Consider the following 21,753-nt stretch of genomic DNA (forward strand, 5'->3'; position numbering starts at 1 on the left):
GCCCGCAGCGATCAGAGGCCGGATCACCGGCCTGCAAGCCCCTTTCCAGGGCGGTCATCCAGCCCATAACAAATTGAATAAAAAGGGATAACAGCAAGAATCCGCGGCGGGTTCCAGATGTTGAAGATGTGTCTCAACCGAAGGGTTGGCCGGAGAGGATCTCGTCGGCCTCCTCACGCGCCATGGCAACGATCCGGGCGCCGATCTCGTAGCCGAAACCCTGCCGGGCAAAGGCCGAGAGCTCCTTCGCCTTCTGCTTCTCGTCCAGGTCTGCCCGGCGGAAGGGGCCGAAGGCACGACGGCGGGCATAGGCGACGCCTGCCGCCAGATCGTCCGTTGCCTGCACGGCCTCTTCGACGATTTCCCGGTCGACACCCTTCTGAACCAGGGTCTGGGTGATCGCCCGCCGCGACTTGCCGGCCCTGCCGGCGGAACGGGTGCGGATCTCGGCATAGGCCTGATCGTCCAGCGCCTTCACGTCGCGGCCAAAGGCAACGGCGCTCTCCGAAAGGGCCTGCAGCTGTTCCTCGCTGATGCCCTCGAATTTTTCCCGCGCCTTGCGGCGGATCGCATCCGCCAGCTGCCGCTCCGTCATCATCCGCTTCGACAGCCGGTAGGCGGCCGAATTGCGTGCCCAGCTCAGCATGCGGGCTGTCGGGGAAGCGGAATCGGGCCTGTCGGTGTCGTCGGTCTCATCGGTCATCGCCGATGTCCTAGCCCGAAAGCGCCCTGCCCGCCAGAGGTCCAGCCTTTTGCGGAACGACCAACGGGCGAGCCCCGCATGCGCTGGTCAGGCGTCGCGAATGGTCTCGATGCGCGCCATGCCGCCGACCTGCGACGCCACATCCTGCCAGACGGTGCGGGCGCCGGCCTGCCAGGCCTCAAGCGCCTCGGGCGTCAGAACCTGACCGTCATGCGCGCGGGCCGTCTCCATCGAGCGCGCCTCGTCCTCGGCAATCAGCCGGTTGAAGGTCTCCGCACCCGCTTCGGCGGCCTGGCGCAGCACGGCGCGTTCCGCATCGGGCAGCCCCTGCCAGAAGGACGCGGCAAAGAAGACGACGCCGGAGGCGCGGATATGGCCGGTCTCGGTCAGGAAGGGCACGACTTCGTAGAGCTTGAAGCCGGCATAGGCCGACTTGGTGAGATCCATCGCATCGACGACGCCGGTGGCGAGCGCGTTGTAGGTCTCGGTGATCGGAATGCCGACCGGGGCCGCGCCATAGGCGCTCCACAGCCTGGTGTGCAGCGGGCTCTGGATCACCCGGATGCGTTTGCCGGCCAGTTGGTCGGGGCGCGTCACCGGTTCTTTCGTCAGCAGATGCCGGGCGCCGTAATCGATGAAGCTGCAGGCGATGAAATTCTGCGCGGCAAGCTTGGCCGTCAGGTCCGCACCGACCGCTCCCGTCACGACACGCCGCACGTGGTCGGCGTCACGATACAGAAACGGAAGATCAAGCACCTGCAGATCCGGCACCCAACCGGTCAGCGCCGAGACCGTGGAAAGGCTGGCCTGGACGGAGCCGAGCCTCGTGGCCTCCGCCACCTCCTTTTCGCCGCCCAGCGCGCCATTGGCGACGATGTTGAAGCGGAAGCGGCCGGGCAGTGCCTGTTCCACCTGCTCGGCGATGCGGCGCCAGATCAGGGTTTCCGGCTTGTCCTCGCCAAGCAGCGAGGCGACCGTGATGGTGGTGGTGCGGGCCTCTGCCGGCCGCCACAGGGCGGGCGCTGCCAGAATGGCCGAGGCGGCAAGCAGGGAGCGGCGGGAGAGAAGCACCATCGGAAACCTCGTCAGAACATCAGGGTTGCAAGGGAGAGAATGAGAAGCGCCACCAGGAGCGCGAAAAGATAGGGCAGGACGGCCCGGAACAGCTGGGCCGCCTGAACGCCGGTGACGCCCGAGACGACGAAGACCAGCATGCCGAGCGGCGGCGTCAGCCCGTGGATCATCAGATTGACCACCAGGATCACCCCGAAATGGATCGGGTCGATGCCCGCCGCCGTCGCAACAGGCAACAGGATGGGGCCGAGCAGCAGAATGGCCGCGCCGATATCCAGCACCAGTCCTGCCAAAAGCAGCACCAGATTGGCCATCAGCAGCACGAGCCAAGGGCTGCTTCCGAAGGAATGCACCGCCCCGGCAATCAGGTTGCCGACATCGTCCACCGCCAGCAGGAAGGCGAAGGGTCCGGCCGAGCCGATCAAGAGGCCGATTGCGCCGGCCTCTGTCGCGGCCTGCCGGAAGCCTGCCAGCAGGTGCCTGCGGTCGAGCCGTGCGGCAAGCGCCAGGCACAGCGTGTAGCCGGCGGCGAGCGCCGCCGCCTCCGTGGTGGTTACCACGCCGAAGCGGATGCCGACGACGACGATGATCCCCAGACCGAAGGCAGGCAGGGCCGAAAGGGCCGCCCTTCCCCGCTCCGCCGGCGTGGCGGGACGTCCTTCCGGGCGCGCCCGCACCGAAAGGTGGATGGCGACGGCAAGGCAGACCGCCATCAATCCGCCCGCAAGGAAGCCGCCGGAAAGCAGCGAGCCGACGGACAGATTGGTGGCGGCGGCCAGCAGCAGGAAGGCGATCGAGGGCGGAATGACATTGTCGAGCACGGAGGCCGCGGCGATGATCGCGCCGGCCTGTGCCGGGGGATAGCCGTTGCGCACCAGCTGCGGCTGGAAGGTGGAGGCGCCGAAGGCGGCATTGGCGACCGATGAGCCGGACGCGCCGGAAAAGATCACGCTCGTCAGCAGCACCGTCTGGGCAAGACCGGCGCGCCGGTGGCCCACAAGAGTTGCGGCAAAGCGCACCAGCCGTTCGGCGGCACCGGAGGCGGTCAGCAGGCCGCCGGCCAGCAGGAAAAAGGGAATGGCAAGCAACAGGAATTTCGACATGCCGTTGACCGAAGCCGCCACCAGCGCCGGTTCCGGCAGGCTGCTGCCGAACAGGCGTGCCAGCGAGGCGGCAGCAAGGAAGGCATGCGCCAGCGGCGCAGCCGAGATGAGGCCGAGACCGGCCATCAGCGCCAGCCACAGGCTGGGCGGCCAGTCGCCACCAAAGTCGAAACGGCTGGCCGCGACATGGAGTGCAGAGCCGATTGCCAGCGCCGCCACAAGACCCATAGCCTTGTCATCGGCGAGACGCCGGAGGCCGAGCATCAGCAGCAACAGCAGGCCGCCTGTGGCGACGAAGGCATAACGCACCCATTCCGGCAGGCCGAGCGTCGGCGAGGTGCCGCCGAGCATGCCCATGGTGGCCACAGCCCCGCTGACCAGTGCCAGCGCCGCCACGACGCTGACGGCATCGGCCAGCGTATCGACCACCGCACCGATGCGAGACCCGAACAGCCGGCGGCCAACATCGAACCGCATCGACAGCGGCCCGGTGAGCGACAGTGGCGCGGCAACCGAGATCAGCGCCAGATTGAGCCAGATGCCCAGGTCCTCCGCACCGATGAAGCCCGCCTGGAAAACGTAGCGCAGCATGACATTGACCAGTACCAGCACCAGCAGGACAAGCAGCAGCAGGGCGGCCAGCGCCCCGAGAACCGCCTCCACTGTGCCGAGCCAGCGCTTCATCACGCCGTCCACCAGGCATGAAAATGATGCACCGGTCCCCTGCCCTGCCCGATGCTGAGACCACGGCCGGCCTCGAGCGCGGCATGCAGATAGGTCTTTGCCGCGCGGCAGGCCTCGGCAAGCGCCAGCCCCTTCGCCAGATGCGCGGTGACGGCGGCGGCCAGCGTGCAGCCGGTGCCGTGGTCGTTGCGCGTGTCGATGCGCGGTGCGGCAAGCGCGGTGACTGCCTCATGCGTCACCAGAAGGTCGGTGCTCGTCTCGCTCGTTCCATGGCCGCCCTTGATCAGCACGGCCTTCGCGCCGAAGCCAAGGATGATGCGGGCCTGGCCGATCATCTCCTCTGGCCCCGCCGCGATGGGATGGCGGGTCAGGAGGGCTGCCTCCGCAAGGTTCGGCGTGACCACATGGGCGAGTGGCAGAAGCTCACCCACCAGTGCCGCCATCGCATCCTCGCGTAGCAGACGGTCACCGGAGGTCGCGACCATCACCGGATCGACGACAATGGGGCCGGCGAAGGACGACAGCCGGCCGGCGATCACGCCGATGGTTTCGGCGCGCGACACCATGCCGATCTTCACCGCATCGACGGCGAGATCGCCGAGCACCGCATCGATCTGCGCGGCGATGACGGAGGGCGACATGTCCTCGACCGCCGTCACGCCGCGGGTGTTCTGGGCCGTCACGGCCGTCAGCACGCTTGCGGCATAGGCGCCGAGCGCTGAAAAGGTCTTGATGTCGGCCTGGATTCCGGCGCCGCCGCCGCTGTCGGATCCGGCAATGGTCAGTGCAATCGCGGTCATGCCTGTCTCTCCTTCAGTCCGTGGTCGATGGTGGTGCGGAAGCCGCGGATGGCGGCCTCGATGTCGTCGGCGCGAAACAGCGCGGAGATTGCCGCCACCCCATCGACCCCGGCGGCGATCACATCGGGAATGCGGGTCAGCGTGATGCCGGCAATCGCGCCAACAGGAAGCGCGGGGTTGAGATCGCGGATCTGCCGGCGCAGCGCCTTCAGCCCGGCGAGACCGACCGGCGGGTCCGGGTTGAGCTTGGACAGCGTCTCGAACACGCCGCCGATGCAGGCATAATCGACCGGCGCCGTGCCGGCGCGGGCCGCATCCTCCGGGGTCTTCACCGTAAGGCCGATGATCGCGCGCGGACCGAGAAGCGCACGCGCCTGTTCGGCCTCCATGTCCTCGGCGCCGAGATGCACGCCGCCGGCGCCGGCCGCCAGTGCCACATCCACCCGGTCATTGACGACAAAGGCTATGCCGGTGTCGGCGAGCGCTGCCCGGATCGCGCTGGCGCGTTCGATCATCAGGCGTGTCGAGGCGGTCTTGTCGCGGTATTGGATAAGGGTTGCGCCGGCGCGGGCCGCGCGGGCCGCCAATTCCGGCAGCGGCGCCACATCGGAGAGCGCAGCATCGACAATGGCGTTCAGACGGTAATCAAGCGGTCGCATGGCGAATCCTTGCGTGTTTCAGGAGGTCATCGGCGCTCAGCGAGGCAAGCGTATCAAGGAAGGCGATGCCGAAGCTGCCGGGGCCGCGCGCCTCGGGCGCGGCAAGCTCCGCCGCAACACCGGTCGTCGCAAGCGCCGCCGCCGCGGCCTTCAGCGCATTGCCCTCGACCGCCAGAAACGCCGCAATGACGCCGCCCGACAGGCAGCCGGTGCCGGTGACACCGGCCATCCAGGCATGGCCGTTCTCGACGGTGACCTGCACCGCTCCGTCGCACAGGCGGTCGACCGGTCCGGTCTCGATGGCGAGACTGGCGCGGACCTCGCCGATCAGCGCCATTTCCGCCCGGTTGCCGCGCACCACGGTCGGTCCGAGCCCGATCAGTTCCTGCGCGAAAGCGAGACGGCCCGGCGAATAGTCGCAATGCACCGGATCGAGGATCCAGGGCTTGCCGCCAGCATTGGCCATGTCGACGGCAAGCCGGATGACGTGGCGCCGCTCCGCATCCAGCGTGCCGAGATTGACGGTGAGCACGTCGGCGCGCGCCACGAAATCGGCGACCTCGTCCAGCGAAGCGGTCATCGACGGGATGGCGCCAACGGCGGTAATGCCATCGGCTGTGAATTTCTGCACGACGGAATTCATCAGGCAGTGCACGCGCGGGCGCCGCGCCCGCACCCGTGCCAGAAGCTCGGCCGCATCCGCAGCGGTCGGGCGGGAAAGGCTCTCGTTCATTTCAGTTCCACCGCAATGTCATCGACGACGGGAGCCGAGGGAATGAGCTTGCTCTCGGCCATGAAGGCGCCGAAGCGTTCGTAGCGACCGCGATCAAGTGCGGCCGGGCGCTTGGCAAAGCGGGGCAGCGTATCGGTGAAGGCCGTGCGGTTCAGTTCGTCGTCGAGGTTCGGATAGGCCTTCACGAACAGGTCCCAGCCCTCCTTCGGATGGTTGGTGATGAAGACGGCGGCCTTTTCGACCGCGCGCAGGAAACGCGGCAGGCGGCTGTCCTTCAGGAGATCCGGGCGGGTGACGAAGATCAGCTCGTCATAGACGGGAACGCCATGCTCCTCGGGAAAGAAGGCGAGCCCCGGATGCCCTTCGAGCTTCATCTGCGTCAGCTCGAAATTGCGGAAACCGCCGACGGTTGCATCCACCTTGCCGCCGATCAGCGAGGGAGACAGCGAGAAATTGACGTTGATCAGTTCGGCATCGGTCAGTTCCACGCCTTCGGAGGCCAGCATGCGCTTCAGCATCGCCTCCTCGAAGCCGGCGACGGAAAAGCCGATCTTCTTGCCCTTCAGGTCCTTCAGGCTCTTGATCGGGCCGTCGGCCAGCACGGTCACGGTGTTGAGGGGCGTTTCGACCAGGGTGCCGAAGCGCACCAGCGGCAGGCCGGCGGCATGATCGAGATAGAGATTGGGCTGGTAGTGAATGCCGATATCGGCCTGTCGCGTGGAGACGAGGCGCGGCACCGCCGAGGGATCGGAGGGCGCGATCAGCTGCACATCGAGGCCTTCCTCGGCGAAGTAACCTTTCTCGGCAGCAATCACCATCGGAGCATGATCCGGATTGACGAACCATTCCAGGAGAACGCTGAGCTTGTCGGCGGCCTGCGAGGAGGCCGGGGCGAGCGCGAGCAGAAGCGCCGTTGTGAGCGCGCGGATCGATCGTTTCATCCGTTGGTTTTCCTTCTGAGGGAGAGGTGAGGGGAAGAGATTTCGTTCTTCTCCGGCGCCCAGGGAACGAGGCCCGCCGTCAGCCGATCGACGGCGAGCCGCAGGAGAAGGGTGAAGAGGGCAAGCACCGCCACGGCGGCAAACAGGATGTCGGTCTGCAGGCGGGCGTTCGCCTGGATCATGATGAAGCCGAGCCCGGCGGCCGCTCCCACCCATTCGCCGACGACGGCACCGAGCGGCGCAAGGGGTGCGGCCACCCGCAGCCCGGAAATCAGGGCCGGCAGCGCCAGCGGCATGCGCAGCATCACCAGCACCTGAAGGTGGCTTGCCGGCGTCAGCGCCGCCGCATCGAGCAGAACGGGGTCGGTGCGCTTCAGCCCGTCGGCAAAGGCCGAGGCGACGGGAAAAAAGATGATGATCACCGTCATCGCCACCTTCGAGGCCAGCCCGAAGCCGAGCCACAGGACGAGGACCGGCGCCAGCACGAAAACCGGCAACGCCTGCAGGATCAGCACCAGCGGCCAGACGAGCCCGCCGACTTTCGGCCAGGCGGCAAGCGCAAGCGCGGTGGCCGCCCCCAGAAGGCTGCCGAGGACAAGGCCGACGACAATTTCACCGGCGGTCACCAACGTGTGGTGCAGCAGGAAGCCCGGCTGGCGCAGGAACACCTGCAGCACGGCCTGTGGCGCTGGCAACAGATAGCGGGGCGGCTCGAACAGCGTGACGACGCCCTGCCACACCAGCAGCAGGACGAGGAGCGCCGAGCCCGTGCGGGCCATCGACATGCGGTATCAGCCGGTCGGCAGACCGGACCTGATGCGGAGGATGGGGTGACCCCTCAAGGGGTGTAGCAGGAATGACATCGCGATCTCCAGAGCCAGACAGCAGGGAGACCCAGGTGAAGCGGAGAAGAGAAATGGCGAGACTGGCCGCAGACCGCGGGCTTTCGCGTTTCCGTTCCTACGCCGGCATGACCCGGATCAGGTTCAAGGGTCCGGCTCACCGCCATCTCAGCATCGTACGATGCCCCCCTCGGAATGCGGTGACCTTTGTGGAAATCGCCGCCAATGTCAATTGCCTGTGCGGGATGTTTTGCGAAAGGCCGGCCAAGCGTTGCCAGCCGCGCGCCGGAGCGCTAGACCATGGGCATGGCTTTCAGGTTCGTTCACACTGCCGATCTTCACCTCGATTCCCCGCTTCGCTCGCTGTCGCTGCGCAATCCGGAGCTTGCGGCCCTGGTGGGCGACGCCACCCGCCAAGCGCTGGTGCGCATCGTCGATCTCTGCCTCGAGGAGCAGGTGGATGCGCTGATGATCGCCGGCGATCTTTATGACGGGGACCAGACCTCGATGAAGACCGCCCGGTTTCTCGCCACGCAGATGCAGCGGCTGCATGCGGCCGGCATCGCCGTCTTCAAGATCCGCGGCAATCACGACGCCCTGTCGAAAATCACCCAGGAACTGGTGCTGCCGCCGTCGGTGAAGGTGTTCGGCGGCCGGGCGGAGGCGGTGGAACTGAAGCGCGGCGGGCTTGCCATCGCCATTCACGGCATCAGCTTCTCGAGGCCGCAGGCGCCGGAAAGCCTGCTGCCGAAATACAAGCCGCCGATCGGCGGCGCGGTGAATATCGGCCTGATGCACACCAGCCTTGCCGGCGCGCCGGGACATGACCCCTACGCGCCCTGCTCTGCAGCCGATCTGCATGCGCATGGCTTCCACTACTGGGGGCTTGGCCACATCCACCAGCGCACCCACCACGCCGGCGAGCGCATGGTGATCATGCCCGGCATGCCGCAGGGGCGCGACATCAACGAGGCCGGCGAAAAGACGGTGTCCCTCGTGACAATCGCCGATGATGGAACCGTGTCCGTGGAGGAGCGGCTGACCAGCCTTGCCCAGTTCGCCCGCGTGACGGTGGATGTGTCGACGGCGACCGACTGGCGCGGCCTGATGGATCTGATCGGTGAGGCGCTGGAGACCGAACGGACCCGCACCCGCTCCGACCATCTGGTGGCGCGCCTGCGGCTTACGGGCGAAAGCGCGCTTGCCTTTCGTCTCCGCCGTGATCTCGACCTGCTGATCGCCGAGGCCGAGCAGAGGGCGGAGCGCGCGGGGCGGACCTGGGTGGAGAAGCTGGAACTGGCCGTCGCCGCCCCCTCGCTGCCCGGCCGGACGGTCTCCGGCGATCCGGTGCTGGAACTGGGCACCCTGATGCGCGACGAGGTTCTGCCCGCCCACAGTTTCCGTCAGGAGGTGCGCGATCTGGTACAGGGCCTGCTGGACGACCTGCCGCCCGAAGCGCGCAGGCTGGCCGGCAATGACCCGGCCGCCTTCGATGTCTTCGTGGAAACGGTCATCCGCGAGGGCAGCGAGGATCTCGTTGCCCGTCTCGTTGCAGCCTCCGGGGAGGAGCGCTGATGCGCCTCAGGCGTCTCGACCTTACCCGCTACGGCAAATTCACCGACCAGGCGATCGATTTCGGGCCGGCGACACCCGGCGCGCCGGATCTGCACATCGTCTACGGTCTCAACGAGGCCGGCAAGTCCACCGCCTTTTCCGCCTATCTCGACCTGTTGTTCGGCATACCGGAGCGCAGCGGCTACAATTTCCTGCATGCCTACAGCGCCATGCAGGTGGGCGCCGTGCTGGAATTCGACGGCGCAGAGCACATGCTGGTGCGGCTGAAGCAGCGCAGCCAGGCGCTGGTCGATCCGCGGGGGCAGCCGGTCAACGAGGCGCTGCTCTCGTCCGCACTCGGCGGCATCAGCCGCGAATCCTATCGCACCATGTTCTCTCTGGACGACCGCTCGCTGCGCGATGGCGGTGCCGCAATCCTGGAAAGCAAGGGCGATCTGGGCGAGATGCTGTTTTCAGCAAGCTCGGGCCTTGCCGATATCAGCCGGGTTCTTGCCGCAGCCAGTGAGGAGGCGCACCAGTTTCACCGCAAGCGGGCGCGCAATACCGAGCTTGCCGAACTGAAACAGCAGCTTGCGGCGCTGAAGGCCGAACGCGAGGCGATCGATACCTATGCCTCGACCTATGCAGGGCTGGTGGCCACGCAGGCGCAGGCGGACAAGGCCTATGCGGAAGTGCTGGCCGAGCTTTCCGCTGCGCGCACCCGGCAGGCGCATCTTGCCTCCCTGCAGCGGGCCCTGCCGCTGTCGCGCGAACTGGCGCGGCTCGCAGCCGAGGCGGAAGCCCATGCCGACCTGCCGCGCCCGCCGCGCGAATGGGCAGACCTTCTGCCGGAACTGATGCGCGACGAAACCCGGCTGCAGACACGAAGCGAGGGTCTCGATGCCGCGATCCTGCGGCTGGAGCAGGAACTGGCCGACATCGTGCCGGATGCCGCCCTGCTGTCGCTGTCGGCCCGCATTGCCGGTCTGGATGACGGCCGCGCCCGCTATCAGACGGCGGAAAACGACCTGCCCAAGCGCCGCCTGTCGCTCGCCGAGCAGCAGGCCGCCCTTGGACGGGCACTGGCTGCGCTGGGCCAGCCGGCAGAAGCCGATGCCGCCGCGCTCGTGCTGCCCGCCGCGCTTGCAGGTACGCTGCGCGACCTGATCGAGACCCGTTCCGGCATAGCGGCAACGCGCGCAAACGCGGCGCGCGAGGTGGAGCGGGCGCGTTTGGCCCTTGACGACCTGGAAGGACGGCTGGAGCAGGACGGCGTCGGCACGCTGCCGTCTGCCGCGCTGCTGCGCCGGCTGGAAACTGCCGTCGCAGCGCTGCAGAAGGGCGAATTGCAGACAAGGCTGCGGGCCGAAAGCCGCAGCAGCCGCGAGGTTGCGGAAAACCTTCAGCGCGCGCTGGACAGGCTGCACCCCTGGCAGGGCGATGTCGAAGAGCTTTCCCGGCAGGATGGGGCCGATGTCCGGCAGATCGAAAGCTGGCGCCAGCGCGCCACCGACATCGAGCGGCGCCTTGAGCGCAGCCGCGACCGGCAGCGCGAACTGACGTCGCGGCTGGCCGAGGTGACGGCCCGGCTGCAGGCGCTGCAGGGCGCCGGACCGACCATCGACGATGCCGCCGCCATCGCTGCCCGCGCGGCCCGCGAAGCGGCCTGGCAGGCGCATCGGGCAAACCTCGATGCCGAGACGGCACGGCAGTTCGAAGACCGGCTCAGACAGGACGACCAACTGGCCGAGGCCCGCCTTGCCCGCGCCAGCGATCTGGCGGAACTCAGGCAGTTGCAGCAGGAGGCGCAGGTCTGCCGCGCCAGCCTGGCGCAGGAGGAGGCGCTCGCGGACGAAGCATCGGCGGAGATGGATGCGTTGCGCCATGCCGTGGAGGCCGGCTGCCCATTTCCCGTCTCCGCGAGCCAGGAGATGGCGAGCCTGCTGTCCCGGCTGGACGAATGGCGCCTGCGGCGCAGCGAAGCCCTCGCGCTTGCAGAGACGCTGCGGCAGGCCGAGGCACGCAGAAGCGCCTGCAAGGATGAACTGGACGAGGCGCTCGGACGGTTGCAGGAGGTGCTGGAGGCGCTTGGCTGGCCGGTCGAGGACGGTGCCGATCCACGCCTGCTGATCGACGGTGCCGCCGACCGGCTGGCCGATCTGCAGTCCGCGCTCGCCGAGCGCCGCGGGCTGGACAGCCGGCTGGAAGATCTTCGCCGCGACCTGTCGGAACGGCAGCGGGATCTCGTCGAAGCAGAAGCGGCCGAGGGTCGCTGGACGGCCGACTGGAGCTCTGCCCTTGACCGCACCTGGTTTGGTCACGAGACCGATCCGGCGGCCGTGCGCGCCATTCTCGACGCCCTCGCCGAGCTGCCGGCGATCCTGCGCGAGCGCGAACAGCTTTTCCAGCGCATCCAGCTGATGGAGCGCGACATGCAGGCCTTTGCCATCGAGGTGGATGCCTTGCGCGAGGCGCTGCAATGGCCGGCGGACGGACTTTCGCCACGCGATCTCGCAGGCCTGCTTGCCGCTCGCAGGGCAGAGGCGGAGCGCGCACGCGACCGCCAGACCGCCAAGGCTGCGGACCTGCAGCGGGCGCGCGCCGAGCGCGCCGACCTGCAGCGGGCAATCGACGCCCATCAGGCCCGCCGGCAGGAGTTGCTCGGCTTCTTTGGCGTGGAGACCCTGGCCGAGGCAAGCATGCAGTTGCAGCGGGCCGCCGAGCGCGACCAGCTGGAGCGGCGACGCAGCGATCTGAGGGCGGATCTTCTCGGCGAACTGAAGGTCGCAAGCCTTTCCGAGGCAGAAGCCCTGCTTGCCGATGCGGATGCGCAGGCCGTGGCGCGCGAGGCGGAGGAACTTGCCGAGCGGATCGACAACCTCGCCGAGCGCAGCCGCATGCTGTTTGCCGAACTGGCCCGGGCCCGTGACCGGGTCGAGGCCGTGGGGGGCGACGATGCGGTGGCCAAGCTGGAGGCACGCCGCTCCACCCTCCTCCTCGATATCGAGGAGCGGGCGCTTGCCTATCTGAAGCTCCGGGCCGGCACGCTGGCGGCGGAAAACGCCCTGTCGCTTTATCGCGAGCGGCACCGCAGCTCGATGATGAAACGCGCCTCCGAAGCCTTCCGCCAGATCACCCGCGGCGACTATTCCGGACTTGCCGCCCAGCCGGACAAGGATCGCGAAGTGCTGATCGGGGTTGCGCGCGATGGCGCCTCCAGGCTCTCCGAGGTGATGTCGACCGGCACGCGCTACCAGCTCTATCTGGCGCTCCGCCTTGCCGGCTATGAGGAACTGGCCGCCGTGCGCCCGCCGGTGCCCTTCATCGCCGACGATATCATGGAAACCTTCGACGAATTGCGCTCGGAAGAAGTATTCCGCCTGTTCGGCCAGATGGCACGGCTCGGCCAGGTGATCTACCTGACGCATCATCGCCATCTCTGCGAGATCGCCCAAGCCGTGGTGCCGGAGGTGCGCATCCACACCCTGTGACGGGGCGGCCGCTCAGAAATCCCAGGGATTGACGATGTCGAGGCCGCAGGTGAGGAAATCGCCGGTGTTGCGGGTGGCAAGCCGCCCGCCATGCAGGCGCGCAATGGCGGCGATCATGCCGTCGGGCGCAGACATCACCCGGCCCTGCCGCGCCGCCTCGCCCATCAGCATGCCATAGGCCAGCGCCGCCTCTTCGGTGAAGGCAAAGATGCGGTCGGCAAAACGCCGGCGCCAGTCGCTGAGCCCCTGCTCCAGCCGGTCGGCGCGCTGGTCCGGCCGGATCTTGGCAATGCCATAGGCGATCTCGCCGATGACCACCGAAGACAGCGCGATTTCCGCATCATGGCGGACCAGCCAGGCGATCACGGCCTCCGACGGCGCCTTCTTCAGCGTTTCGGAAACGACATTGGTATCGAGAAAGATCAAAGATCGATCCCCGCATGCGGCATGCGTCCGGCGCGGATGATCTCGTCCAGATCGATATCGGTACCGGACTGGTCGGTCAGGCGCGCATAGAAGGCGGTCGCGGGCTCGCGGCCCGCCTCGCGGATCTCGTAGGATTCGAGCGCCCGTTCGACAATGTCGGCGATCGACCGGTTCTCGCGGCGGGCGAGCCGGTGGGCAAGGTCACGCGCCTTCGCGCTGCGGACGGAAAGTTGCGGTTCGGCCATCGGATTTCTCCTTCTGGCCTTCACTATAGGCGGACAAGCATCTGCCATCAAGATGGCAGGTGCCGGCAAGCCTGCCAGTCAGGCCACGGCTTCGCTGCGTTCCATCGCGGCGCGGCGCGCCATCTCCCCTTCCGCATGTGCCATCATCAGCGGCCCGACGCCCTTGATGTCGTCATCGCGCAGCGTTTCGGACAGGTAGTAGGCCGGCGTTCCGTCGCGATAATTTCCGTCGAAGCCGCCGAGGCCGGCGACGCAGCAGACCTTCTGCAGAACCGTGCGGCCCGATGCATCCGGTCCCATTGCATGCCGCACGAGGCTGATGACCGCCTCCGCACCGATCCGTCCGGCCGCTCCTTCGATACCCAGACGCCCGGCCTTCAGGAACGCATAGGCAAACATGGCCGTGGCGGAGCTTTCCGCGTAATTGCCGGCAAGCTCCGGCTGGTCGATGACCTGCAGCCAGCGGCCGTCGGTGGTGCGCAGGCCGGCGAGCGCCTTCAGAAGCGCGGACAGGCGATCGGCCAAAGCAGCACGCCCCGGCCCCGCCGGCAGCGCCTGCGCCACGTCGACCATGGCCATGGCGAGCCAGCCGATGGACCGGCCCCAATGCGCGGGCGACAGGCCGGTCTGCGGGTCCGCCCAGGCCTGCAGTCGCTCCTCGTCATAGCCGTGGCGATAAAGACCGCTTGCTGCATCGAAGGTAAGATCGAGCGCTGTCAGCATCTCGCTCAGCGCCTGCTCGGCAAGGTCCGGCTGGCCCGCGAGGTCGGCATATTCCACCTTGAACGGCAGGGCCATGTAGAGCCCGTCGAGCCAGACCTGGTGCGGATAGCGCAGCTTGTGCCAGTAGGGCCCTGCCCCGATGCGTGGATGCGTCAGCAACTGCCTGGCCAGCAGGTCTGCCGCCGTGCGATACCGCGCCTGTCCGGTCTTCTGCGCAAGATAGACCAGCGCCCGCCCCGGCAGCACGTTGTCGATATTGTACTCGGTGATCGCATAGCCTGCGAGCGAACCTGCCGCGTCCACCTGTCCGTCCACCAGCCGCGTCAGGTGATCGAACCAGCGCTGCTCACCGGTTGCCTCGTGGAGCGCGATCAGGCCACGATAGAGGCAGCCGTCCTCGTAGCACCAGCTGCCGGACTTGTAATAGGCATAGTCACGGGCATAGGCGTCGAAATAATCGGTCAGGCTGAAGGTCATACGGCAATACTCTGTGTCGGACGGGAGATGTGGAGGCCGGCAGGGCGGGCGAGGCTCGCATTCTCGGTGACGACCTCGGCATGGCGCATCGGCTCGAAGCCGCAGGCCATGTCCGGCACATCCGGCGTGGCATCCGGATCGAAGCCGACCCGGTAATTCTCGATGGTGATGCCGGTAATCGGCGCTTCCGGCAGTCCGTAGAAGGCAGCGGCGGCAATCGCGACATTCTCCGCCACCACGTCGCGGATGATGATATCGGCAATCGTCGGCGTCGCATCGGTTACCGGCAGCGGCTGGCGCGACTGCACATAATCGGAGCGACCGTCGGCGTCGCAGAAATAGAAGCTGTTGATCACCAGCGGCATGGCAACCCGGTCCATCGTGCAGCCTTCCAGCGTGATGCGCTCGACGCTGCCGCCCCGCCCTCGCCGCGTCTTGACGCGCAAGCCGCGATCGGTATCGCGCAATTCGCAGCGGCGCACGGTGATGTCGCGCACAGAGCCGCTCATCTCGCTGCCGATCACGATGCCGCCATGGCCCCGCTCCATGCGGCAGTTCTCCACCACGATACGCTCCGAGGACTGCTCCAGCCCGCCCTTCGGGTCCCGCTTGCCGGCCTTGATGGCGATGCAGTCATCGCCAACGGAAAAGAAAAGCCCCGTGAGCGTGACATCCCGGCTGCATTCCGGGTTGAGTCCGTCGGTATTGGGCGAAAGCGGATCGTTCTCGATGACGAGATCGGCCGCCAGCAGATCGCGGCAGAAAACGGGATGGATGGTCCAGGCCGGAGAATTGCGCACGGTCAGGCCCGTCAGGCGAATGCCCTCCCCATGCGACAGAAACAGGGTGCGCGGCCGGCGCGCGCCATCGCGCGTCTCCTTCGGCCAGCTCCACCAGTCGCCGCGGTCGCCGCCGCCATCAATTGTGCCGGCGCCGGTGATCGTCAGGTTCGTGCAGTCGAGCGCCGTCACCAGGCTGGCAAAGCAGGGTTCCGCCACCCCTTCCCAGGTGCCGAGCACGCGTCCGTCGGCGTGACGGGCGGCGAGAACAGGATAGCGAGCGCGGTCCGGATGGCCGGAAAGCACGGCCCCCTCTTCTAGCAGCAGCACCATGTCGCTCTTCAGGAACAGCGGCCCGCTCTGGAAACGGCCACGCGGGATCTTCAGCGTGCCCTGCGGCGGAAGCCGGTCGATGGCCGCCTGGATGAACGCGGCATTGTCATCATGGTCCGCCGAGGCACCGCAGTCGGTAATATCGATGAGCGCGCTTTCGGCTGCGGTGGTGAAGCTGAGACCGGCCTCCTCCACCGAAAGCCGGTAGGTGCGGCCCGGAAGAAGGCCATGCAGCGTCATCACCACCCTTGTCGCCTGCCCGGCGGCAACCGGCCGCCCCGCCGCATCGGTCAGGCTCCATCTGCGGGCAGCGTCAAGCGCGTAAAGGTTCTGCTCCGCATCAAGGCTGAAGCTGGCCGTGCGCGTGGACACCGCCAGAAGCGCGAGGGTGGACATTCCGGTCATTCCTTGTCTTTGTCGGGAGGAAGGCCCCCGGCATGCCGGGAGCCTTCCGGATCATCAGAACTTGGCAAGCACGTCGTTGACGCCTTCAATGATCTGTTCGGCCGCTTCCTTGGAATCGATCTGCTCGTAGGCATATTCCTCCAGCGTATCGAGGAAGACGGCGCGGATTTCCGGGTGCTCGTTGAGCGGCGAGACCGTGGGGCCGGTGGCCTTCATGATGATGTCATGGGCAGCCACGATCTGCGGCTCGATCTTGCCGGCATCCGTCAGCATCTTGGCTGCAACCTTGCTGGCCGGCAGGCCGCGCGAGGTGCCGAGTGCCGTGATGCCTTCCGGCTCGTTCAGCAGGCAGTTGACGATCTGCGCCGCCGCCTTCGGGTTCTTCGAATGCTTGGAGATGGAGAAGACCATCGACGGCTTGCGATAGACGCCTTCCGTCTTGGCATCGGCATTCTTCAGGATGCCGACCGGCTCCAGCACCTGGCCCTTCAGCGGATCGGCATATTTCGAGAAGGTCGAATCCCATTCATAGGAGCCGGAAATGCGGCCATCCGCCCATTTCGGGCTTTCGAACAGGTTGAGATTGCCTTCCGCCGCATTGTCCTTCTGCGACACGACGACGCCTTCCTTCACCATCTTGCCGTAGAAATCGATGGCCTTGGCCAGTTCATCCTCGGTCCAGGCCACCTTCTTCTTGGCCGGATCGACCAGATCCTTGCCGGTGTTCTGCGTCGCATAGAGCGAGATCAGCAGAACCGCCGTCTCCTTGACGGCATTCATCGGATAGGCGTCCGGCCCCGCCTTTTCCTTCAGCTGCTTGGCGGCGGCAAACAGTTCGTCCCAGGTCTTCGGAATGGCGACGCCCGCCTTTTCGAAGGCCGTCTTGTTGAACATGAAGACGCGCCCCGTGGTGGAGACGGAGAGCCCGTTCAGCTTGCCGTTCATGGAGCCGGCCGCCAGTTCCTCCGGCGACCACTGGCTGAGATCGATCACATCCTTGTACTGGTTCAGATCGGCAAAGCCGTCGCCATTGATCGAGAAGAGCGGCAGCCAGGGCCAGTTGATCTGCATGATGTCGGCTTCGGTGCCGCCGGCAATCTGCGTCGTCACCTTTTCCAGATGCCCGTCCCAGCCGGTGAACTCGGCCGCGATGGTGTGGCCGTACTTGTCGCCGCAGGCCTTCAGCGCCGCCTGGGTTGCCTTGTGGCGGCTGTCGCCGCCCCACCACGACATGCGCAGATCGGCAGCACCCGCCACCTGGGCAAGGCTGGTGGCGGCCAACGCCGTCGCCAGGAAAAGCTTGGTCAGTTTCATGTCATTCCTCCCGGACATGTTTAGTGAAGATCGGCCAGGGAGACATTCTCCCCGGTCTTGCGGTCGAACAGGTGCACCGTCTCCTGGCTCGGCGCCAGGCGAACGAGATCACCATTGATCTTGCTGCGGTCGTAATGCGCGGCGGACACCACCACGATCATCTGCTGGCCCTCGACATTGACGTAGAGGTAGACCTCGTGGCCCATGAACTCGACATGCGAGACACGACCGGCGAGCGCATTGGCCGCTTCGGAGCCGACAATTGCGAAATGCTGCGGGCGCACCCCGAAGGTAAGGGCAGCCCCGGCCTTGGGGCTCAGGCGGTTCATCATTGCCGGCTCCAGCGCAAGGCTCTGCGAACCGATCGCAAGCTGGTTGCCGGAAAGGTCGGCATCGACGAGGTTCATTTCGGGACTGCCGATGAAACCGGCAACGAAGGCATTGGCCGGCCGGTTGTAGAGCGTCACCGGATCGGCCACCTGCATGATGCGGCCCTCCTTCATCACGCAGATCCGGTCGCCCATCGTCATGGCTTCCGTCTGGTCATGAGTGACGTAGACGACGGTGGACTGCAGGCCATCCGCCTTCAGCTGCTTGTGCAGATCCGTGATGCGCACGCGCATGGAGGCGCGCAGCTTGGCATCGAGGTTCGACAGCGGCTCGTCGAACAGGAAGACCTGCGGCTTCTTGATCAGCGCGCGGCCAACGGCAACACGCTGCGCCTGGCCCCCCGAAAGCTGCTTCGGCAGGCGCTCCAGATAATCGCCGATCTCGAGGATATTGGAGACGTCGCGGGTCGCCTGCTCGATTTCTTCCGCGGGACGACGCTTGAGGCGAAGACCGAAGGAGAGGTTCTTGCGCACCTTCATGTGCGGATAGAGCGCATAGTTCTGGAAGACCATGGCGATGCCGCGTTCGCCCGGCGCCTTGTCGTTGACGAGGCTGTCGCCGATGCGGATCTCGCCGCCGGTGACGCGTTCCAGGCCGGCGATCATGCGCAGCGTCGTGGATTTGGCGCAACCGGAGGGGCCGACCAGCACCATGAACTCGCCATCGGCCACGTCCAGGTTGATCCCGTGCACGGCTTTGAAGCCGCCATAGTCTTTTTCGAGGTTTCTGAGCTGCAGACGAGCCATGACTTATCCTTTCACGCCACCGGCGGAGATGCCTTCGATGAAATATTTCTGGGCCAGGAAGAACACGATCAGCGCCGGCATGATGGTGAGCACCGACATGGCGAGGATCCGGTTCCACTCGAAGGCTTCGGTGGTATCGATCGAGAGTTTGAGCGCCAGCGACACGGGGAACTTGTCGACCGACGAAATGTAGATGAGCGGACCGAGGAAGTCGTTCATCGTCCACATGAACTGGAAGAGGCAGACCGAGATCAGCGCCGGTGTGAGAAGCGGCACGACGATGAACAGCAGCACCTGCCAGGTATTGGCGCCATCGACGCGGGCTGCCTCCTCCATGTCACGCGGAATGGCGCGCAGGAACTGCACCAGCATGAAGACGAAGAACGCATCGCCCGCAAAGGCGGACGGCACCCAGAGCGGAAGATAGCTGTCCAGCCAGCCGAGATCGCGGAACAGCAGGTATTGCGGAATGCGGGTCACCACGTTCGGCAGAAGCAGGGTGGCGATCAGCGAGGCAAACAGGATCTTCTTGCCCGGAAAGTCGAAGCGGGCAAAGCCATAGGCAACGGCCGTGCAGGAAATCGCCGTGCCGATGATCTTCGGCATCACGATCAGGAAGGTGTTCCAGAAGAAATGCCCGAACGTGTAGGGCGTCGACGTCTTCCAGCCGTTGACATAGCCCGAGGCGGTCGGCTCGTGCGGAATGAAGCCGGCGCCTGCGAAGATTTCCGAATTGGTCTTGAACGACGCCCCGACCAGCCAGATCAGCGGGTAGAGCATGAACAGCCCGACCAGGGTGAGCACGCCGTAGCGAAACGTGGCGCTGACGATCTGCCGGCGACGCTGCGCCTTCAGGATGCGGTCAGCCTCCCGGTCGACGGCAAGATTGGGGGAAAGAACGTGATCGGCCATGGGATTAGCTCCTCTTGTCGCCGGCGTAATAGACCCAGTGGCGCGAAGACCAGAAGGCAATGACGGTGAGCACCATGATGATGACGAAGAGGACCCAGGCAATCGCCGAGGCATAGCCCATGTCGAAGCGCTTGAAGGCCTCTTCGTAGATGTAGAGCGGCAGAAGATAGGTCGATTTCAGAGGCCCGCCCTGGGTGATGATGTAGGGGCCGTTGAACTCCTGGAAGGCCTGGACCATCTGCATGATGAGGTTGAAGAAGATGACCGGCGTGATCAGCGGCATTGTGATGTGCCAGAAGGTGGAGAACTTGCCCGCGCCATCGATCGAGGCTGCCTCGTAGAGCGACTTGTCGATGCTTTGCAGCGCCGCGAGGAAGATCACCATGGCCGAGCCGAACTGCCACAGGCGCAGAAGCGTGATGGTGAAGAGCGCATTCGTCGGATCGCCGAACCAGTTGACCGGCTCCAGCCCGACCCCCTGCAGCGCCATGTTGACGATGCCGACATCGGCAAAGAGATAACGCCACATCACGGCAATCGCGATCGAACCGCCGAGGATCGAGGGCACGTAGAAGGCGGTGCGGAAGAAATTGATGAATTTCAGCTTGTAGTTCAGGATGACCGCGATGAAGAGCGCGAAGGCGAGCTTCAGCGGCACGGTGGTGAACACATAAACCAGCGTGACCCACAGCGACTTGCGGAAGGTGCGGTCGCCGGTGAACAGCTTCCAGTAATTGTCGAGGCCGGTAAACACCGGCGCGCTCATCAGGTTGTAATCGGTAAAGCTCAGGTAGAAGGACGCGGCAAACGGCAGCGCCGTGAACACCATGAGCCCGATGATATAGGGCGACAGATAGACGAGCCCGAGGAAGCGGTTGTCTCCGCTCATGCGGCAACTCCTAAAGATGCGTGCGACCGGCGGGCCGACGCTGCGACGCGGCCAGCACCCGCCACTGTTCGGGCACGGCTGGCCGCGTTCATGTCATACAGGTTTTCAGGCAGGGATCGTGTCGCGCATGCCGCAGCAGCACCGTTGTATTGCGGGCGCGGCGTCGGGCCGTCAGGCGCGACAGGGTTCCAGTTCAGGCTTTCCGAATTCTGCATCTCGAAATCGGGGCTTGATGCGAAAGCTCGCGCGAATGCATCGCCGAACCTCCCGATCCTCCCCCGCTCCTCCCATTGAACAGGTGGTGGAACTGGTCTTTTCCACCGTTAGCCGCTACTATCTTCTTCGGCCCGTCAGAAGAGAATAGAGGCTTCCGGACAAAAAGATGGACAAAAACGAACACGGCCCCCTGGCCGCCATTCCGGTGCAGGCGCTCAGCCTCAACCTCACCCGCTCCGCCATCAAGATGCTGCATTCCCCCAGCTGGCGGATCGACAAGACCAATGCGGTGCACGACCTTGTCATATGTCTTACAGGCAGAGCGGTCTATGAAATCGGTGGCGAGCAGGTGGTGATGGAGCCGGGTTCGGCCATGCTGATCGAGGCGAATACCCGCTTCATCGGCCGCACCGTCTCAAGCGACCTCTACACGGGGGTGGCGCAGCATTTCACGCTGGACGTGTTCGGCCGCATGGACCTGATCTCGCAGATGGAGATCCGCCGGGCCGTGCGCCTGCCGCGCTGGGAGATGCTCGCGCCGCTGGTGCGGCACTACCGGGAAACCGTGCCTTTGTCGTCGATCACACTGCCCCAGCACCACATGTTCATGGTGTTCCTGACGCAGTTCATCGAAGCCGCCTTTCTCGGCTGGCGCGAGCAGCAGGAGGCATCGGTCGACAATCCGGATGCGCTGTCGCTGGCCGTGATGGTCGCCGCAAGCCGCATCGCCGCCGATCCGCTGAACGACGGTATCGTCGAGACCGTGCTTGCCTCCATCCCCTACAATCTGGATTATTTCCGCCGCACCTTCCGCCGGCAGGTGGGCCTGACGCCCACCAAGTACCAGGAGTTCAAGCGGATGGAGCGGGCCATGGGGCTCCTCGCGGGCGGGCGCTCGGTGAAGCAGACGGCGGCCTTCGTGGGCTACAGCGACAGCTATTACTTCTCACGCATGTTCAAGCACTATATCGGCGTCAGCCCCGCCGGCTACAAGGCCGCCGAACGCCGCCACCGCGACGGCCAGTTTCCCCGCGGCCAGGAAGACGGCCTTGTCGTCTACCCGCTGATTGCCCGCAATCGAGAGAAGCAGGGATGATCGCGGGGCGACCCGCGGCAAGAGCGCAGCGGGCCGTCCCGGATTTCCACCCGAAGGACCGGCATTGCCACCAGACCCCCCAGAAGCACACGCTAGAGCGGTTCCCTGACTGAATGAATCTTCGGGTCTTTGCAAATCAGCGATGTTCTGATTCAAACTATCTGCCGATGGAGGTCGGCAGATATGTCAAAAGCTCTCTCTGTTGATCTGCGAGTTCG

19 protein-coding genes and 1 riboswitch are annotated in these 21,753 nt (G+C 65.8%); of the genes, 3 read left to right on the plus strand and 16 right to left on the minus strand.

Translation table 11 applies throughout. The features are described from left to right. Positions 1 to 133: 133 nt before the first annotated feature. From recX to KLP42_RS18110, 8 genes are all read right to left on the minus strand, one after another. Entirely contained in the window at positions 134 to 703 is a 570-nt protein-coding gene (gene recX / locus KLP42_RS18075) for a recombination regulator RecX (RefSeq protein WP_215568340.1), read from the minus strand. Between the two features lie 87 nt (positions 704 to 790). Next, positions 791 to 1,777: a TRAP transporter substrate-binding protein gene (locus KLP42_RS18080; protein ID WP_215568341.1), complete on the minus strand. Its 987-nt coding sequence runs from the start codon at positions 1,775 to 1,777 to the stop codon at positions 791 to 793. 11 nt (positions 1,778 to 1,788) lie between these two features. Then, a complete protein-coding gene (locus tag KLP42_RS18085; protein WP_215568342.1) occupies positions 1,789 to 3,564 on the minus strand; it encodes a TRAP transporter large permease subunit in 1,776 nt (591 codons plus the stop codon). Further along, a complete protein-coding gene (thiD, locus tag KLP42_RS18090) occupies positions 3,564 to 4,364 on the minus strand; it encodes a bifunctional hydroxymethylpyrimidine kinase/phosphomethylpyrimidine kinase (protein WP_215568343.1) in 801 nt (266 codons plus the stop codon). The genes KLP42_RS18085 and thiD overlap by 1 nt, the downstream gene beginning before the upstream one ends. Next, on the minus strand, positions 4,361 to 5,023 hold the full coding sequence (gene thiE / locus KLP42_RS18095; RefSeq protein ID WP_215568344.1) for a thiamine phosphate synthase: 663 nt from the start codon (positions 5,021 to 5,023) through the stop codon (positions 4,361 to 4,363). Before thiE ends, thiD begins: the two co-directional genes overlap by 4 nt. Continuing rightward, positions 5,010 to 5,756, minus strand: coding sequence for a hydroxyethylthiazole kinase (locus KLP42_RS18100; protein ID WP_215568345.1), 747 nt, complete (start codon positions 5,754 to 5,756; stop codon positions 5,010 to 5,012). Before KLP42_RS18100 ends, thiE begins: the two co-directional genes overlap by 14 nt. After that, positions 5,753 to 6,697: an ABC transporter substrate-binding protein gene (locus KLP42_RS18105; RefSeq protein WP_215568346.1), complete on the minus strand. Its 945-nt coding sequence runs from the start codon at positions 6,695 to 6,697 to the stop codon at positions 5,753 to 5,755. Before KLP42_RS18105 ends, KLP42_RS18100 begins: the two co-directional genes overlap by 4 nt. Further along, positions 6,694 to 7,482, minus strand: coding sequence for an ABC transporter permease (locus KLP42_RS18110; RefSeq protein WP_502941314.1), 789 nt, complete (start codon positions 7,480 to 7,482; stop codon positions 6,694 to 6,696). Before KLP42_RS18110 ends, KLP42_RS18105 begins: the two co-directional genes overlap by 4 nt. A gap of 155 nt (positions 7,483 to 7,637) precedes the next feature. After that, a riboswitch (TPP riboswitch) is annotated at positions 7,638 to 7,740 on the minus strand. Between the two features lie 105 nt (positions 7,741 to 7,845). Here KLP42_RS18110 and KLP42_RS18115 point away from each other — a divergent pair. Both KLP42_RS18115 and KLP42_RS18120 read left to right on the plus strand, forming a co-directional pair. Continuing rightward, on the plus strand, positions 7,846 to 9,114 hold the full coding sequence (locus KLP42_RS18115) for a metallophosphoesterase family protein (protein ID WP_215568347.1): 1,269 nt from the start codon (positions 7,846 to 7,848) through the stop codon (positions 9,112 to 9,114). Further along, on the plus strand, positions 9,114 to 12,584 hold the full coding sequence (locus KLP42_RS18120; RefSeq protein WP_215568348.1) for an ATP-binding protein: 3,471 nt from the start codon (positions 9,114 to 9,116) through the stop codon (positions 12,582 to 12,584). Before KLP42_RS18115 ends, KLP42_RS18120 begins: the two co-directional genes overlap by 1 nt. Before the next feature lie 12 nt (positions 12,585 to 12,596). Here the strand turns inward: KLP42_RS18120 and KLP42_RS18125 are convergent, their stop codons facing one another. From KLP42_RS18125 to KLP42_RS18160, 8 genes are all read right to left on the minus strand, one after another. Further along, complete coding sequence (locus KLP42_RS18125) at positions 12,597 to 13,010, minus strand: type II toxin-antitoxin system VapC family toxin (RefSeq protein ID WP_215568349.1); 414 nt, start codon at positions 13,008 to 13,010, stop codon at positions 12,597 to 12,599. Further along, positions 13,007 to 13,255, minus strand: a complete 249-nt coding sequence (locus KLP42_RS18130; protein ID WP_215568350.1) for a type II toxin-antitoxin system VapB family antitoxin — start codon at positions 13,253 to 13,255, stop codon at positions 13,007 to 13,009. The genes KLP42_RS18125 and KLP42_RS18130 overlap by 4 nt, the downstream gene beginning before the upstream one ends. 78 nt (positions 13,256 to 13,333) lie before the next feature. Continuing rightward, complete coding sequence (locus KLP42_RS18135; protein WP_215568351.1) at positions 13,334 to 14,455, minus strand: glycoside hydrolase family 88/105 protein; 1,122 nt, start codon at positions 14,453 to 14,455, stop codon at positions 13,334 to 13,336. After that, positions 14,452 to 15,963 carry a polygalacturonase PglA gene (gene pglA / locus KLP42_RS18140; RefSeq protein ID WP_252193076.1) on the minus strand — a complete coding sequence of 504 codons (1,512 nt, stop codon included), beginning with the start codon at positions 15,961 to 15,963 and terminating at the stop codon, positions 14,452 to 14,454. Before pglA ends, KLP42_RS18135 begins: the two co-directional genes overlap by 4 nt. A 63-nt stretch (positions 15,964 to 16,026) precedes the next feature. Continuing rightward, positions 16,027 to 17,286 (minus strand): ABC transporter substrate-binding protein, encoded by a 1,260-nt coding sequence (locus KLP42_RS18145; RefSeq protein ID WP_215568353.1) that lies wholly within the window; start codon positions 17,284 to 17,286, stop codon positions 16,027 to 16,029. Between the two features lie 20 nt (positions 17,287 to 17,306). Further along, a complete protein-coding gene (locus tag KLP42_RS18150) occupies positions 17,307 to 18,422 on the minus strand; it encodes an ABC transporter ATP-binding protein (RefSeq protein ID WP_215568354.1) in 1,116 nt (371 codons plus the stop codon). 3 nt (positions 18,423 to 18,425) lie between these two features. Next, a complete protein-coding gene (locus tag KLP42_RS18155) occupies positions 18,426 to 19,334 on the minus strand; it encodes a carbohydrate ABC transporter permease (protein ID WP_215568355.1) in 909 nt (302 codons plus the stop codon). 4 nt (positions 19,335 to 19,338) lie between these two features. Continuing rightward, a complete protein-coding gene (locus KLP42_RS18160; protein WP_215568356.1) occupies positions 19,339 to 20,223 on the minus strand; it encodes a carbohydrate ABC transporter permease in 885 nt (294 codons plus the stop codon). A gap of 382 nt (positions 20,224 to 20,605) precedes the next feature. Between KLP42_RS18160 and KLP42_RS18165 the strand changes: the two genes are divergently transcribed. After that, positions 20,606 to 21,535: an AraC family transcriptional regulator gene (locus tag KLP42_RS18165; protein WP_215568357.1), complete on the plus strand. Its 930-nt coding sequence runs from the start codon at positions 20,606 to 20,608 to the stop codon at positions 21,533 to 21,535. Positions 21,536 to 21,753: the final 218 nt, after the last annotated feature.

The sequence above is a fragment of the Rhizobium sp. CSW-27 genome (assembly GCF_018760785.1).
Classification (GTDB): domain Bacteria; phylum Pseudomonadota; class Alphaproteobacteria; order Rhizobiales; family Rhizobiaceae; genus Neorhizobium.